The 15,630-nt window shown below is 46.7% G+C and carries 16 protein-coding genes and 1 other RNA gene; 6 read left to right on the plus strand and 11 right to left on the minus strand.

The features are described 5' to 3' along the window. Positions 1–3: 3 nt before the first annotated feature. The 6 genes from T2812B_RS00950 to T2812B_RS00975 are packed head-to-tail and all read left to right on the plus strand — an operon-like array spanning position 4 to position 5,751. Positions 4–1,224: a glycosyltransferase family 4 protein gene (locus T2812B_RS00950; protein ID WP_008192772.1), complete on the plus strand. Its 1,221-nt coding sequence runs from the start codon at positions 4–6 to the stop codon at positions 1,222–1,224. A 5-nt stretch (positions 1,225–1,229) separates the two neighbouring features. After that, positions 1,230–1,874, plus strand: coding sequence for a hypothetical protein (locus T2812B_RS00955; protein ID WP_004080977.1), 645 nt, complete (start codon positions 1,230–1,232; stop codon positions 1,872–1,874). Beyond that, positions 1,874–2,503 (plus strand): metallophosphoesterase family protein, encoded by a 630-nt coding sequence (locus T2812B_RS00960; protein WP_008192769.1) that lies wholly within the window; start codon positions 1,874–1,876, stop codon positions 2,501–2,503. The genes T2812B_RS00955 and T2812B_RS00960 overlap by 1 nt, the downstream gene beginning before the upstream one ends. 1 nt (position 2,504) lies before the next feature. Next, entirely contained in the window at positions 2,505–2,990 is a 486-nt protein-coding gene (gene coaD, locus T2812B_RS00965) for a pantetheine-phosphate adenylyltransferase (protein WP_004080981.1), read from the plus strand. Then, a complete protein-coding gene (thrS, locus tag T2812B_RS00970) occupies positions 2,987–4,909 on the plus strand; it encodes a threonine--tRNA ligase (protein WP_008192764.1) in 1,923 nt (640 codons plus the stop codon). The genes coaD and thrS overlap by 4 nt, the downstream gene beginning before the upstream one ends. 2 nt (positions 4,910–4,911) lie before the next feature. Then, positions 4,912–5,751 carry an HD-GYP domain-containing protein gene (locus tag T2812B_RS00975; protein ID WP_008192762.1) on the plus strand — a complete coding sequence of 280 codons (840 nt, stop codon included), beginning with the start codon at positions 4,912–4,914 and terminating at the stop codon, positions 5,749–5,751. On the opposite strand, the gene T2812B_RS00980 is transcribed toward T2812B_RS00975, so the two are convergent. From T2812B_RS00980 to rnpB, 11 genes are all read right to left on the minus strand, one after another. Then, positions 5,731–6,216 carry a hypothetical protein gene (locus T2812B_RS00980; protein WP_008192760.1) on the minus strand — a complete coding sequence of 162 codons (486 nt, stop codon included), beginning with the start codon at positions 6,214–6,216 and terminating at the stop codon, positions 5,731–5,733. The genes T2812B_RS00975 and T2812B_RS00980 overlap by 21 nt on opposite strands. Then, positions 6,213–7,400, minus strand: coding sequence for a UDP-2,3-diacylglucosamine diphosphatase (locus tag T2812B_RS00985; protein WP_008192758.1), 1,188 nt, complete (start codon positions 7,398–7,400; stop codon positions 6,213–6,215). The genes T2812B_RS00980 and T2812B_RS00985 overlap by 4 nt, the downstream gene beginning before the upstream one ends. A gap of 5 nt (positions 7,401–7,405) precedes the next feature. After that, complete coding sequence (locus tag T2812B_RS00990) at positions 7,406–8,242, minus strand: type I phosphomannose isomerase catalytic subunit (RefSeq protein ID WP_008192756.1); 837 nt, start codon at positions 8,240–8,242, stop codon at positions 7,406–7,408. Further along, positions 8,239–9,606, minus strand: a complete 1,368-nt coding sequence (locus T2812B_RS00995; RefSeq protein ID WP_008192754.1) for a DUF342 domain-containing protein — start codon at positions 9,604–9,606, stop codon at positions 8,239–8,241. Before T2812B_RS00995 ends, T2812B_RS00990 begins: the two co-directional genes overlap by 4 nt. A gap of 15 nt (positions 9,607–9,621) precedes the next feature. After that, the gene (gene trmFO, locus T2812B_RS01000) at positions 9,622–10,929 is read right to left on the minus strand and encodes a methylenetetrahydrofolate--tRNA-(uracil(54)-C(5))-methyltransferase (FADH(2)-oxidizing) TrmFO (RefSeq protein ID WP_004080992.1); all 1,308 of its coding nucleotides are present in this window, start codon (positions 10,927–10,929) and stop codon (positions 9,622–9,624) included. 4 nt (positions 10,930–10,933) lie between these two features. Next, the gene (locus T2812B_RS01005; RefSeq protein WP_008192751.1) at positions 10,934–11,344 is read right to left on the minus strand and encodes an anti-sigma regulatory factor; all 411 of its coding nucleotides are present in this window, start codon (positions 11,342–11,344) and stop codon (positions 10,934–10,936) included. Next, positions 11,341–12,114, minus strand: coding sequence for a DUF4940 domain-containing protein (locus tag T2812B_RS01010; RefSeq protein ID WP_038050742.1), 774 nt, complete (start codon positions 12,112–12,114; stop codon positions 11,341–11,343). Before T2812B_RS01010 ends, T2812B_RS01005 begins: the two co-directional genes overlap by 4 nt. Beyond that, complete coding sequence (locus tag T2812B_RS01015; RefSeq protein WP_008192747.1) at positions 12,080–12,649, minus strand: epoxyqueuosine reductase QueH; 570 nt, start codon at positions 12,647–12,649, stop codon at positions 12,080–12,082. The genes T2812B_RS01010 and T2812B_RS01015 overlap by 35 nt, the downstream gene beginning before the upstream one ends. Before the next feature lie 10 nt (positions 12,650–12,659). Next, positions 12,660–13,109 carry a D-aminoacyl-tRNA deacylase gene (dtd, locus tag T2812B_RS01020; RefSeq protein WP_008192744.1) on the minus strand — a complete coding sequence of 150 codons (450 nt, stop codon included), beginning with the start codon at positions 13,107–13,109 and terminating at the stop codon, positions 12,660–12,662. Further along, the gene (locus T2812B_RS01025) at positions 13,106–15,250 is read right to left on the minus strand and encodes a bifunctional (p)ppGpp synthetase/guanosine-3',5'-bis(diphosphate) 3'-pyrophosphohydrolase (RefSeq protein WP_038050763.1); all 2,145 of its coding nucleotides are present in this window, start codon (positions 15,248–15,250) and stop codon (positions 13,106–13,108) included. Before T2812B_RS01025 ends, dtd begins: the two co-directional genes overlap by 4 nt. 41 nt (positions 15,251–15,291) lie before the next feature. After that, an RNA gene (gene rnpB, locus T2812B_RS09490) (RNase P RNA component class A) lies at positions 15,292–15,629 on the minus strand. Between the last annotated feature and the right edge of the window lies 1 nt (position 15,630).

A 15,630-nucleotide genomic window follows, 5' to 3' on the forward strand; every position in this document is an offset into this window, starting at 1 on the left:
AAGATGAACATAGCGATGTTCAGTGATACCTACGCTCCTCAAATAAACGGTGTGGCAACATCAATAAGGGTGTACAAAAGGAAACTGATGGAACGGGGCCACAAGGTTGTGGTGGTTGCTCCTTCCGCCCCTGAAGATGAAAGAGATGTATTCGTCGTGAGGAGCATTCCCTTCCCCTTCGAGTCACAACACAGAATCTCCATCGCCTCCACAAAAAACATTCTGGAGTTCATGAGGAAAAACAATGTTCAGATAATACACAGTCACTCTCCCTTTTTCATAGGTTTTAAAGCGTTGAGAGTTCAAGAAGAGATGAGGATACCACACGTTCACACGTATCACACACTGCTGCCCGAATACAGACACTACATCCCAAAACCCTTCACTCCTCCCAAAAGATTGGTGGAACACTTCAGCGCGTGGTTCTGCAATATGACAAACGTGGTGATCGCTCCCACGGAAGACATAAAAAGAGAACTCGAAAGCTACGGCGTGAAAAGACCCATCGAAGTGTTACCCACCGGTATAGAAGTGGAGAAATTCGAAGTAGAAGCACCTGAAGAATTGAAAAGAAAATGGAATCCTGAGGGAAAGAAAGTGGTTCTCTACGCCGGAAGAATAGCTAAAGAGAAGAATCTGGATTTTCTTCTGAGAGTTTTCGAGAGTTTGAACGCACCGGACATCGCCTTTATTATGGTAGGAGATGGTCCTGAAAGAGAGGAAGTGGAGGAATTCGCGAAGGAAAAAGGACTCGATTTGAAGATCACAGGGTTCGTACCTCATGACGAAATTCCCCTCTATTACAAACTCGGAGATGTCTTTGTTTTTGCTTCGAAAACGGAAACACAGGGACTGGTACTCCTGGAGGCCTTGGCTTCCGGCCTTCCCGTGGTGGCTCTGAAGTGGAAAGGAGTTAAGGATGTTTTGAAAAATTGCGAAGCAGCGGTTCTCATAGAAGAAGAAAATGAAAGACTCTTCGCCGAAAAGATAAAACACATTCTGAAAAACGATCGACTCAGAGAAGAGCTCTCAACAAAGGGGAGAGAATTCGTCAGAAAGGAATGGTCCGTTGATCGATTCGTTCAAAGGCTTGAAGAGATATACACGAGAGCAATAGAAGAAGGTCCTGTTGAAATAAACACATCTCTCATGATAAAGGAATTCGTCAAGTTCGAAAAATTGAAAGAGTTCTTCTCAAAGATCGAAGACAGAATCTGGAGGTGATCTTCTTGTTTCCATTTCACCTGTTTCTCGGGCACGTTGTAGCAGACCACGGTTTCACGAACAACGCAAAGATAAGAGAGTACAGGGGCTGGAAGCTGATCGGGCACATGATCTGGTCGGTCTTTGCCATCCTTGCCTTCACATTCGATGTTATCTTTCAGTCCACCACTGGTGTGGTTGTCTTCTTGGTCTCTGTGGTGGTGCATCTCACGGGAGATCTCCTGAGAGTCTATCTTCACCGGAAGGGAAAGAAGCGTTTGATAAATCTTCTGGAAGTCGCCCTTCTTGTGATTTTTCTTGTACTGAACGCCGCGGTGAAAGATCTCTTCAAAGGATCGTACCTGACAGCGGAGTTTGTTTTCTATCTGCTTGGGATGAACGCGGTATCCGTTGCTGTGACGTACGTCTTCAGGAACTTCGTCCCGGGAGATCCAAAGATATCCGATATCGAAGGGATCTCTGAAAGACTGGCTTTCTTTGTGTTCCTCCTCGCTGGTAAGGATCTCTTCGCTTTCCTTTCCCTCGCCCTTGGTTTTCTATACCGGCTTTGGAAGTTCAGAAAGCCCGATGTGAGGTGGTGGATGAGTCCAGTTTTTGGAGTTCTGATCTCCGTTCTCTGGAACTGGATGATGTACGGGAGGATCTTCTGATGACTTACGCGGTGGGGGACATTCATGGGTGCTTTTACGCTCTGAAGAGTCTTTTGGAAAAACTTCCACTCTCTGAAGAAGACGAGCTGATCTTCATGGGGGACTACGTTGACAGGGGACCGAATTCTCGTGAAGTGATCGAATTCTTGATAGAACTTTCGAAACACCACAGATGTGTTTTCTTGAGAGGAAATCACGAAGAAATGCTTCTGAACTGTGTGAAAAATGGCTCTGATTGTGATCTGTGGTTCTTCAATGGTGCAAGAAGCACGGTGGAAAGTTTCGGTGGAGTCGAAGAGATCAGGAAATTTCTTACTTTTTTCGAAAACACCATCTACTACTACGAGAAGGAAAACTACGTTTTCGTTCATGGAGGGGTAAGACCGGGTGTCTCCCTCGAGGATCAGGATCCTTTCGATCTTGTCTGGATAAGGGACGAGTTCATCTACAGTGAAAATCCTCTTCCAGGAAAGATCGTGGTGTTCGGACACACTCCCTTTGAAGAGCCGTTCGTTTCTCGCGATAAAATTGGAATCGATACGGGATGTGTCTACGGAGGAAGACTCACCGCTCTTAGGGTTGAAGATAGAAAATTCTTTCAGGTAGAATGTGCAAACAGGAGATGGTAGAGTGAAAGCGGTCTATCCAGGATCTTTTGATCCCATCACTCTCGGACATGTGGACATCATCAAAAGAGCGCTTTCTATTTTCGACGAGCTTGTGGTCCTCGTCACGGAGAATCCGAGAAAAAAGTGTATGTTCACCTTGGAGGAAAGGAAAAAGCTGATAGAAGAGGTTCTCAGCGACCTAGATGGAGTGAAGGTGGATGTTCATCATGGCTTACTCGTGGATTATTTGAAAAAACATGGTATAAAAGTCTTGGTGAGAGGACTCAGGGCTGTGACCGACTACGAGTACGAGCTGCAGATGGCGCTTGCAAACAAAAAATTGTACAGCGATCTGGAAACAGTGTTTCTGATCGCAAGCGAAAAATTTTCTTTCATATCCTCCAGTCTTGTGAAGGAAGTGGCCCTGTACGGCGGTGATGTGACCGAATGGGTACCACCCGAGGTAGCCAGAGCCCTGAACGAAAAGTTGAAGGAGGGAAAGCGATGAAGATAAAGGTGAAGCTTCCAGACGGAAAAGAAAAAGAGTACGACAGAGGCATCACACCGGCGGAGATCGCAAAGGAACTGGATATAAAAAAGGCGATCGGAGCAGTCGTCAACGGCGAACTCTGGGACCTGAAAAGACCCATCGAAAAGGACTGTGATCTCCGAATTGTTACACTGGAAGATCCTGAGTCACCCGAGTTCTACAGACACACCATGGCACACATCCTCGCGCAGGCTGTGATGAGACTCTATGGGAAAGAAAACGTGAAACTGGGAATCGGTCCCACCATAGAGAACGGTTTTTACTACGACTTCGACATAAAAAACGGGAAACTCACAGAGGAAGATCTCCCAAAGATAGAACAGGAGATGAAGAAAATAATTAAGGAAGATCTTCCTATAGAAAGAAAAGAGATCAGCAAAGAAGAAGCAAAAGAGCTTTTCAGCGATCAGCCTTACAAACTCGAACTCATAGAGGAGATCGAAGGTGACAGAGTAACGATCTACCGTCAGGGAGAGTTCGTGGATCTCTGCAGAGGCCCTCATCTTCCTTCGACTGGAGTAGTGAAGCACTTCAAACTCCTTTCCGTTTCAGGTGCGTACTGGCGAGGCAGTGAGAAGAATCCCATGCTCACAAGAGTCTACGGAACGGCCTTCGCTAAAAAGGAAGATCTCGAGAATTACCTGAAGTTCCTTGAAGAAGCCCAGCGAAGGGATCATAGAAAATTGGGGCCACAGCTTGAACTCTTCATGCTGAACACCGAATACGCCCCCGGTATGCCGTTCTTCCTTCCAAAAGGAGTCGTCGTGCTCAACGAATTGATGAGATTCTCCAGAGAACTCCATCGTGAGAGGGGATATCAGGAGATCTTCACGCCACTCATAATGAACGAGCAGCTCTGGAAGATCTCCGGCCACTGGGACCACTACGCCGAGAATATGTACTTCATAGAAAAAGACGAGGAAAAGTACGCGGTGAAACCCATGAACTGTCCCGGTCACATTCTTGTGTACAAGAGCAGGACGGTTTCCTACAGGGACCTTCCGTTGAGATTCTTCGAGTTCGGCCGGGTTCACAGATACGAGAGAAGTGGAGTTCTCCACGGTCTCATGAGGGTGAGATCCTTCACACAAGATGACGCACATATATTCTGCACTCCCGATCAGATCGAAGAAGAAATACTCGGTGTTCTTGATCTCATAAACACCATCTACGGTCAGTTCGGTTTCACTTACAGAGTGGAACTCAGCACGATGCCCGAAGACCACATGGGCGACGAAGCGATTTGGGATAAGGCAACAACCGCTTTGAAGAATGCCCTGGAGAGGGCCGGACTTTCGTACAAAGTGAACGAGGGCGAAGGGGCATTTTATGGTCCAAAGATAGACTTTCACATAAGAGATTCGATAGGAAGGGAATGGCAATGCGCTACGATTCAGCTGGACTTCATGATGCCCGAAAAGTTCAACGTCACCTACATAGGTCCGGACAACAAAGAACACAAAGCCGTGATGATACACAGGGCGATATACGGCTCGCTCGAAAGGTTCTTCGGTATCCTGATAGAACACTTCGCCGGAGCATTTCCAACCTGGCTTGCACCGATCCAGGTGGCAGTTATTCCCATATCAGAAAAACACAACGACGGTGCTGAAAAGGTTGCGAAGAGAATCTCCCAGGAAGGAATCAGGATCTTCTTCGACAACCGCCGTGAGACTCTTGGATACCGCATCAGACAGGCTCAGACCCAGAAAATACCGTACATGGTAATAGTAGGCGACAAAGAACTGGAGAGCGGAAAGATCTCCGTGAGAACAAGAACGGGGAGAGAGATAAAAGACGTGGATCTGGAACGCTTCGTTGAAACTTTAAAAAACGAAGTCCTTAGTAGAAAACTCGAACTTTCGTTGGAGGGATAGGTATGAAATGCTTCTTCGATAGCGAGGAATTCGAGAAAGCTGTGGAAAAAATAGATCGCCTCTACGAAAAAGTCGATTCAATGGAAGAGGCTGAAATAGCTTTTTTGAAAGAGAAGAAGCCCTTTCAGGGAGTGGCTGTGGTGAAAGAAGAAACGTACACCGTTCACAAGGCTGGAAAAAAACTCATAGAACTCGAAGATCCGGAAAAAGCCGCATCGATAGCGTACGTCCTGGCGGGGGAAAAGTTACTCTCTGAGAGCTGGGTGAGAAGAATGGTCAGCGGTCTTCTTCAGGCGATGATTGTTCTCATGGAGATAGAAGACGAAAACGGCTGGAGTCACTCTCAGAGAGTTGCAAGACTCGCAGAACGTGTGGGAAAGAAACTGGGCTTATCGGAAGAAAAGCTCTCTCTGTTGAGAGAATACGCCATGCTACACGATGTGGGAAAGATCGGAATAGAGCAACTCATGCTTTACACTCCAACCCGGATTAGAATTTTCGAGCAATATCCCCAAGATCACACCATCATGGGGTCTGTTTTTCTCGCGTCTTTAGAGGTCTTGTGGGATGTCGTTCCGATCGTGAGACACCACCACGAAAACTGGGACGGCACGGGATATCCCGATGGGCTCAAAGGTGAAGAGATTCCACTTGAAGCGCGAATAATAAGCGTGTGTGATTACTACGACGTTCTCACAAATTTCGTTTCGTCAGAATGGGAAGGGAGAACCAAAACACACGAAGAGGCACTGGAAATCATAAAGAAAGAGGCTGGGAAAAAATTCGACCCAAAAGTGGTGGAAGCTTTTCTTGAAATCTTCTCAGACGAGGCTGTCGAGTAAGACACCAACGAGGAGTTCGGGGGCTCTGAGACTCGCTTTGAGGATGTTGAGGGCGAGTTTCAATCTCTCCAGATCTTCTCTGAGTCTTTCTCTTTCGAGCGGATCTGTTTCTGTTTTCAGCTGTCTTTCGAGCTCGAGTATTTTTCTTTCGATCTCCTGCTGTTTGTCTTGAAGTTCCGATCCGAGGGAGTGAGTTCTTTCACTGCTTTTAGTTCCTGGTGTATAGATGAAAACTTGGGTTCTTCCCGCAACGGCCGCAAGGAACGAGCCTCTCTTCCTGAGATCGAGTGCTATGTTGCTGTAGATGATCGTCCCGCCCTCTCTGAGGGCTTCTTTTTTGAAGTAGATCAAGTTGGATATCTCCTGAGACAGGACCCTTATTATACTGCGGCTCGCGGGAGCGGAATGTGGAATACCGGGTTCTCCAGGATCGAGTTTGTATCCAAGAACGGGGTTTGAGATCATAAATCTCCCCCCTGAATTTTCCCGAGGACATTCGTGATAGATGCCTTCACTTCGACGTTCTTCCCTGAGAAATCCATTATGATCTTTGGAAGTTCCGCTTTCCTGTGGAAACCGTGCTTCTTTCTGAGTCCAATCTTTTCGAGAACGGGTCTCCAGCTACCACAGTTCACGTACAGCTTTTTACCCTGAGTCGTTGGAACTATTCGGTAAGCGAAGTGATGAACATGCCCCATCACAAGTATATCAACTTCTTCCACTTTATGTAAATCTCCGGAATAACCCGTCATGAACTCTTTCCAGCGAAGATTCCCCTTCAAGATGGATTTCGCCCATTTCTGAAGATAGTCAACTCTTCTCAATTTTCTGAGTGTGTATATACTCCTTACGAGTACTTTACCCAGCTCCACACCGCCGAACCTGTTCACAAACACCTTGGAAAGCCAGTGCGTTCTCGGAAAATTGTTTCTCATCCATTTCCTGGCTTCTCTCGTCTTCAACATACTGAGAAAACTTTTCAGCCACAGTTCAACCAGATCAACGCTGAGATCGTAGATTTCCGTCACGTAGTCGAACCAGTGAAAGACGTCGAGCAGAGGCCTCACGTTGTCGTAATCTCGAATGACATCCTCAGGAGCGAAGTTAACCACCTGACTGTCGAAATTTATCATCATGTATCTGGCTATGTAGTCTCCAAGAGGCGGTATTACCTTTTTGGTTTTCCTGTCCACGGTGAAGCGGTTTATAACATCGAACTGGTTTCCATGGAGCACAAGGAGTTTGCTGTGAGGATCGTAGTAGTACGGAAGTATCTCGAACTTTTCAAAGCGATTCTTCAAGGCATTCTGAAGTTTTTTGTTTTTGAGAATATGGTAATCGTGGTTTCCCACCACGTAATATACTCTGTGTCGTCTGGAAAACTTCTTGAGAGTCTCAAAGACTTCGGAGTGTTTTTTCTCGATTTCGTCGATCACCGTCTCATCGAGTGTTTCTACAACCTCCTCGAAAGAGACAAGCCCGATTTCTTTCACAACGCGACTTTCGAGTATTTCAAATCCATCACCAACGACGAAGAGTTCAACATCTTCAGTTTGAGACATGTCTTCGATGAAATTCACAAGCTCTTTATCGAAAAAAAAGTCGTCTTTCGCAGAACCGTCTCCTATGTGAAGATCGCTGATGAACACCCTCTTTATTTTTTATCACCCCATTGTTCGAAAAAATTTCCGATTCTCATAACCAAAGCGGTTGCTCGAAGTTCTGCTTTCTCACCTTTTGGTACGATGAACGTTTCAAAGGGGGAAACCTGTCTGTTGTCCAGTACACCGTTTTCTAGAATCACAATCGCGCAGAATCCTTCCAATTTTCCTCTTTCCAGTTTTTCTATCCTGAAGTACTCACATTCGAAGTTTTCAAAGTTCTCCACTATCAAGTCTTCGACTTTCCTTTCTTTCATCACTTTGAAAGCCTTTTCTATGTGGAGCTCTCTGCCGCGTCCCCAATCGTAAACCCTGTAGGTGAGGTCGGACGCCTGCTGAACCTCCACGAGAAGACCACCAGGCCCGAGGGCGTGGACCGTTCCAGCGGGTAGAAAAACAAAAGTTCCAGGTTCTATTTCCACCTTTTTCAAAGCTTCATCCCAGCTGTTGTCTTCAAGTGCTCTCTTGACCTTCTCCGGGTCTTCCCCTATGGCAATCTGACCTTTTTCTACGAAGTACCACGCTTCAGTCTTGCCCCACGGTTCGTTTTCCAGCTCCTGGGCCTCATCGTCGTTGGGATGAACCTGAACGGAAAGCCAATCCTCGGCAGAAATGAGCTTCACAAGGAGTGGAAAACGCGGCAACTTCTTTCCAATGAGCTTCTCCATATCTTCGTTGAGATCGAGACCTCTTTCCGTCTCTGTAATGAAGAGTGGATGCCCGGATAAAAGCCATACTTCTCCTATTTTCTCGTTTGAACCGAACATCTCACCAAGGCGATAACTGCCCCATATCTGCTTTCTCAGTTTTGGAAAGACTTTTATCGTCACGCTGAATACCCCCCTACTCTTATTTCACCGTCTCTGTAGTAGAAAACCGCTTTTGTGAGTTCTTTTTCCACACGAAACACTCTCTCGAACATGACAATTTCAACACCGGGATAAACAACCTCTTTCACAACAACGGAGGCGTTTTTAGCCATTTCTTCGGCTATTTCTTTGAGCCTTTTCAGTTCTCCCTCGTTTTTCTGAATGGAATCTCTGAGATTTATCAAAGTGTTGTTCACTTTGTTCAGAAGCGCTTCTTTGTCAGGTGGAAATTTGTCTTTCAACATTCCCTGAAGCTTTCTGAGCTCAACGAGCAGTTTCGTCAATTTTTGAAGGTTTTCTCTATCAAGAGAGATCTGAGCGGAGAGGAGCTTTATTTTCTCGTTGATCTCAGGATCGACTCCAACTTCTACCCTTGTCTTAACACCTATAGGAGAACCCAAAAAATAGGTTTCTACCTTCACCTGAGCTATGGTTATACCACCTCTTATACTTCCTCCTTTACCAGAAACAGCGACATTGATGGCTTTAACCGTGGAGTTCTCTATGTTCTTCTCCACCTGAACTTCCTCGGCCTCCACTTCTGCGTTCTCTATAAAAACGACTTTGACGGTTTTCTTCGCCTTTACGAACGCCTTCCCTCTTCCTTTTATTCCTCCAGCTGTGATACTTCCATTGAAGGAAATCACCGTTGCCGCTTCTATAACACCTTTCACCGTGATGTCTTCCTGAGCTTTTACGATGAAATCTGGTTTCACATCACCTTTCACAACCACCTTGCCGGGAAAATCTATATTCCCGGTGGAGTAGTCCACGTTGTCAACTTCCAGAGTGTCATACACGTGTATCGTACCGTTTGGTTCTATGACCAGAATTCCACTCTTCGTCGCGATGATTTCGTTGTCCTTCGTAGCAACGTTGTATCCCAAATGGTACTCCGGTACTCTTCCAGGTCTTGGTTTCACGGGGTTTCCAAAAACATCCATCCCTTCCTTTCCAGGAGTCGGTGGTATAATGCGGGCAATTGTTTCTCCTTTCCGCACGATCACTCTCTGCTTGGCAGGAATTTCTCTCAGATCTATTTTTTCTCCCTCATGAGAAGAAGATTCTATCTTTTTTAGAAGTTCCACTCTCCCATCTTCCCCATCTACCGGAGGAGTGCCCTCCGCTACGAGAACAGGTGTGTTGTACACAGGTGATCTTGCCAGGTCCTCTATGATTTCTTCCTTTATACCGTGATTTATTCCGGCGGAGCGTAGTGCATTCAAAAGCTCTTCCTTTGTGAGAGGAAGTTCGCTGGATCCCTCTTTTCGCAGAGTCACATAAGCCTGCATTCTGTCTTCAGAAACTGTGATCTCTACCCTCACCCCTATCCCTCCGAATCACCAGGGATTCTCTTCCAGGAACTTTTTCATTGTTTCAATGGCCCTTTCGGCGAGTTTTTTTCTCTTTTCGAACTTATCCTTCACACGGACCTTCAGCGGAGGAAGGAGTCCAAAGTTTGCGTACATCGGCTTCAGATCTCCTTCGACCTTCTCTATTATATAACTGAAGAGCGCTCCCATCATGGTCTCCTCGGGAAGTTTTAACGGAGAGAGTCCCTTCAGGATACGATGAACATTGTAGGCCACGTAGATTCCCGACGCGGCAGATTCCATGTATCCCTCCACACCTGTGATCTGACCAGCGAAGAAGATGTTAGGGTGCTTTTTCAGACGGAAAAAGATATCGAGCAATTTTGGAGAGTTTATGTAAACATTCCTGTGCATAACTCCATACCTTACGATCTCGGCGTTTCTGAGACAGGGGATCTTTCTCAGAACTCTCTTCTGTTCACTCCATTTCAGCCTGGTCTGAAATCCAACGAGACTGTAAAATCTGCCTTCTTTGTCCTCCCTTCTAAGCTGAACGACAGCGTAGGGCTCTTTACCCGTTCTTGGGTCCACCAGACCTGTTGGTCTCAAAGGACCGTATCTCAGCGCGTCTTTCCCACTTCTGGCTATTTCTTCTATGGGCTGGCAGCGCTCGAAGAGGAGCTTCCGATCGAAATCCTCCATTTCTATCACTTCAGCTTCGACGAGTGCCTTCCAGAATTCCTCATACTCTTCCTTGGTGAGAGGACAGTTTATGTAATCCTTTCCCTTCCCAAATCGGTCTCCCCAGAAAGCGCACTCCATGTCTATCGACTCGAAGGTCACGATCGGAGATACGGCATCGAAAAAGAAAAGAAGATCATCACCGAGGAGCTTCTTCAAAAAAGGAAGCAAACCATCCGATGTGGCTGGCCCCGTCGCTACAACCCATATCCCTTCTTCTGGATCGAACTCGGTTACTTCCTCTCTGATGATCTCCACACTCTCAAGCCTTTCTATGACCTCTGTTACTTCTTTCGCGAAGATGTTACGGTCCACCGCGAGGGCCTTTCCAGATGGAACACGTGCTTTCTCCGCGGCTTCGAGTGTTATGGAACCCATCAGCCTCATCTCAGCCTTCAGGAGTCCTTCGGCGTTTGTTATGTCTTCCGATTTGAGAGAGTTGCTGCAAACAAGTTCCGCGAAATATCCTGTTTTGTGCACTTCCGTCATCTTCTTCGGTCTCATTTCAAAAAGACGAACCCTTATTCCCCTTTTTCCAAGGTTGTAAGCCACCTCTGAACCCGCGAGTCCTGCTCCGATGACATTCACTATCATTCTTTCACCTCAATTTTTTCTTGACAACGGTGAGGTTTCCATTTCTAAGAGGACGAACCCTGAATTCGTCGGTGACGCGAGAAATTATGTAGAGGCCATACCCACCCTCTCGCGGATTCTCCAAATCAGGCGGAATGGGCTTCAATCTGGTGGGATCCACAGGAGGGCCGAAGTCTCTCACCAACATGTGAAAAACCTCGTCTTTTAACGTGTAACTCACGATGATTCGCTTCGTTTCATCGTTCTTGTAAGTGTGTTTGATCACGTTCGCGAAGATTTCTCCCAAAACTATCTCCATGTCAACGATCAAACTGTCTGATGATTCATGCATTTGAAGAAAATCTCGCAGGACAGAACGAGCGATCTTTATATGAGACTTTTTGGAGAACAGCACAACGCTCACGGTGTCGATCAATCCAGGCCCCCCTTTAAAATCAAAAACGCTTCAACGGGTATTCTTGGTGACAGAAGGGTTTTCTTCTCGAACTCCAAAATCTCCCTGAAAACAACTTCCACACTCTTTTCGGTCAACTCTGATGTCTTCTGTATATCACCCGTTCTCAGGAAAATCTTTACCAATTCAGGAATCTGTATGTTCAAAGAGAAGTTGTACGAGGGCAGTTTTTCGTAGAAAGAAAAAGGTTCGTTCACATATCTGTCCATCAACAGAGCCTTCCTCACGGCTTCTTTGATATCCCTCTCTGGATCGGAAAAAGAGACCTTCTCTTCGTTGATCTGCAGCAATGTTCCAGCAGGTGCAATACCCACGTCTATTTCTCCGGCGTTGTAAATCACGTCCGCAAAACTTGAGAGTTTCTCCCTCAGAGAAAGTCTGGTTTCGAAGTTCTTCGATCGAACGATGAAGACCCTCTTTCCGGGTCGCCAGTCGTTGAACAGAACTTCCACGAGGTTTTCCACTTCTTCGCTGTACAGCCTCATTCGAAGAAGTTCGTGATTCAAAAGTTCAACGAGAACGTCGCGTCCTTGTGTTTTCTCGTCGGTGAAAATCGCCATCTTTCCGAGGACGGTCTGTGCCGGAAAACAGAAAATTTTCCCCTTCAGCGGAACGTTCGACTCCAGAACAGTCCTGGCCATTTCGAAAACTAAGTTCTCCGGTAAACCCAGTCCGTTCCAGAGTATTCTCTTTCCGTCACATATGACCACGTTTTCTGGAAATCTCAGCATGTTTCTCCCTTCTTTCCAGAAGACTGAAAACACAACCACAGTAGTTTTGTCTGTATATCCCGAGCTCCTTTGAAAGCCTCACGCCCTCCTGGTAGGCTCCTCCCTTTCTGAAGTTCTTGAAGAAGAATTTCACCCCGTATTTTTCTTCAATGGTTTTTCCAATATTTTCTATCATCGGAAGATTCTTCCGGGGACTCGCAAGAAGGGTTGTGGAAAAAGACTCGTGACCTCTTTTCCTCGCTTCTTGAGCCGTTCTTTCAAGAAGAAAACTGATGCATCTCTCACATCGCTTGCTGCCTTCACCGAGATCTTTGTAGTCTTTGACCGCCGTGTACCACTTTCTTACCTCTTCTGTTGAATACTCACCGTAGCGAACATTCAGCGAAAAGTGATTAGCAACTTTGTCCACGGCCTCCCTTCTTTTCTCGTACTCTGAAGGAGGCTGGATGTTCGGATTGTAAAAGAAGAACTCGGCATCCCTCACATGGAATATCGTTGTGAGAAGATCCGGCGCACAGCAAACATGAATCAGCACAGTGCCCACCTCAGAAGAGTTTACTGGAATCGAGAAGGATAGTTACCGGTCCATCGTTCACCAGATGAACGTGCATGTGGGCTCTGAACTTCCCCGTTTCCACTTTCAAACCCTTTTTTCTGAGAAGTTCCACGAATTTCTCGTAAAGCGCTTTCCCCTTATCTGGAGGTGCAGCTTCTGTGAAAGAAGGCCGCTTCCCTCTTCTGCAATCTCCATAGAGGGTGAACTGTGAAACAACAAGGACTTCACCGTTTATGTCTTTAACGGAAAGATTCATTTTTCCATCTTCATCCTCGAAGATTCTAAGACCAGAAACCTTATCGGCCAGCCACTCGCAGTCCTCTTCTGTATCGTTCTTTCCCACTCCAACAAAGACGAGAAGCCCTTTTTTTATGGCTCCCACCGTTTCTTCCTCGACAACCACTTTTGCTTCGCTGACTCTCTGTACAACTGCCCTCATTGCACCACCCTTTCCGCGTCCAGAACGTACCTGTAAGATCTGAGTCTGTCGAGAAGGCCGGTGAGTTCGACAGTGTTAGATATTTTTATGTGAATTTGTACGACGAGCGGTTCTTCTGACTTCAAAGTTTTCATGGCCACGAATTCCGCACCGAGGTTCGTTATTCGATCTATCAAACTCGGAAGGTTTTTTTCCGAGTCGAGGACCACCCTTATGTGCGCATCGAACATCTCTGAGGTTTCAAGGTTCCACTCAGCTGGGAATATCCTGTCCTGTGACATGTTCTTCAGGTTCCTACAATCTCTCCTGTGTATAGTCATGCCTCTTCTGCTCACTACAGCCACTATGGGATCGCCCATGATCGGATGACAGCACTTCGCGATGTGGAACTCTATACTATCTATCCCATCTACCTTCACAAGATTCTGTATCCTCGTCTTCTTCTTCGTGGATCGCTTTTTCACAACGATCTTTTTCCCCAGAATAGCTTCTATGAGGTCCTGTGTGGTGATGCTACCTTCTCCGATTCTCATGAAGAAATCTTTTTCCTGATACGTGTTCAAATACCTTTTGATTCCTTCCGTTTGCATCACTTCTTCGAAAGATTTTCCGAGCTTTCGACAGATCTTTCTGAGAACTTCCTTCCCTCTTTCTACAAGTTCCGGCGCGAGTTTTTCCTTCAGAAATCTTCTGATTTTTGCTCGTGCGCTGTGGGTCTTGGCGTACTTCAGCCAGTCGACACTGGGACCCGGAGAGTTCTTGTTGACAATTATTTCAACAACATCTCCGTTTTTCAATTGATAGTCGATGGGAACGATCTTTCCGTTCACTTTCGCTCCACTGTAGTGATGCCCTATCTCTGTGTGTATCGCATACGCGAAATCAATTGGTGTGGAACCTTTGGGAAGATGCAGAATATCTCCCTTTGGGGTGAAGACAAACACCTCGTCCATCTGAAGTTCTTTCTTGATATCTTCAAACTCGGTGAATCCCTGGGCGAGTTCTTTTCTCCAATCGAGAAGCCTCTCTATCCATTCTTTTGCCGTTTTCACGTCTGGCCTTTCTTTGTATATCCAGTGAGCGATCAAACCGTACTCGGCTTCTCTGTGCATCTCCTCATCTCTTATTTGTATCTCAAGGGGTTCGCCGTAACCTGTTATCACAGTTGTGTGGAGCGAGCGGTAACCGTTCGACTTCGGCGCAGCGATGTAATCTTTGAACCTTCCCGGAAGTGGTTTCCAGATGTTGTGAACGATCCCCAGAACTGTGTAACAGGTGGTCACGTCCTTCACTATCACCCTCAGGGCGATCAAATCGTAGATTTCTTCGAATTTTTTCCCTTTTTCCCTCATTTTCCTCCATATGCTGTAATAATGCTTGTACCTTCCCTCCACAATCGCTTTTATTTTGTGCTCTTCCAAAGCACTTTTGAGAAGGGAGATGTATTCATTGGTTCTCTTTTCTCTCTCTTTTCTCTTTTCAGCGACGAGTTCCTTTATCTTGTAATATTCCTCCGGATACAGCACTTTGAAAGCCAGGTCTTCGAGTTCAGACTTTATCGAGTAGATTCCAAGCTTATGAGCCAGAGGTGCGTAGATCTCGAGGGTTTCGTAAGCCTTGTACCTCTTCTTTTCCTGATCCTGAACGTAGTGAATAGTGCGCATGTTGTGAAGACGGTCAGCGAGTTTTACGAATATAACTCTCATGTCTTCTGCCATCGCAAAGAACATTTTTTGTATGGTCTCTATCTTCTTGCGAGAGTCTTGATCACGACCGATCGGTGCGTTTATGTTGCTGACCTTGGTGACACCATCCACGATCCTGGCCACCTCAGGCCCAAATTCTTTCTTTATTTGATCAAGACTGACATTTTCGCCGTCTTCAACGACATCGTGCAGAAGGGCTGCGACCAGAGTCGTTACATCAACACCCAGACCTGCAAGGATTTTCGTGACTTCGACGGGATGAGTTATGAATGGCTCTCCGGAGAATCTCTTTTGACCTTCATGCACGATTCGAGCAAACTCATAAGCCTTTATGAGGAGTTTCTTCTCCTCTCTTGTGAAGCTCTTTTTTTTGAGACTTTCCAGCTCTCTGATTACCACTTTCGCTTCCGTTTCGATCTCTGTTCGATTGATCACAATTTCACCACCGAATTCACCTTCTGTGGAGAAAATTATAACACGGGAGAGGAGCATAAGCCGGATTCTGTCGTGGGCGGTCATCAATCTGGGGTGTGCGTTACCGCACACCTCAAGCGGCCAACCCGGGGGAATAGGGGGAGCGACCCAACCCCCTGCTTGGCCTTGCTCCAGGTGGGGGTTGCCAAGCCGCCGGGTTGCCCCGACGCTGGTGGGCTCTTACCCCACCGTTCCACCCTTGCCCTCAACGGGCGGTCTTCTTCTCTATGGCCCTGTCCGAGGGTCACCCCTCCCGGGCGTTACCCGGCACCCCGCTCCAGAGTCCGGACTTTCCTCGGGAAGCGCAGGTGTGCGCCCCCGCGACCGCCTGCTCCTCTCCC

Source organism: Thermotoga sp. 2812B (genome assembly GCF_000789335.1).
Lineage (GTDB): Bacteria > Thermotogota > Thermotogae > Thermotogales > Thermotogaceae > Thermotoga > Thermotoga maritima.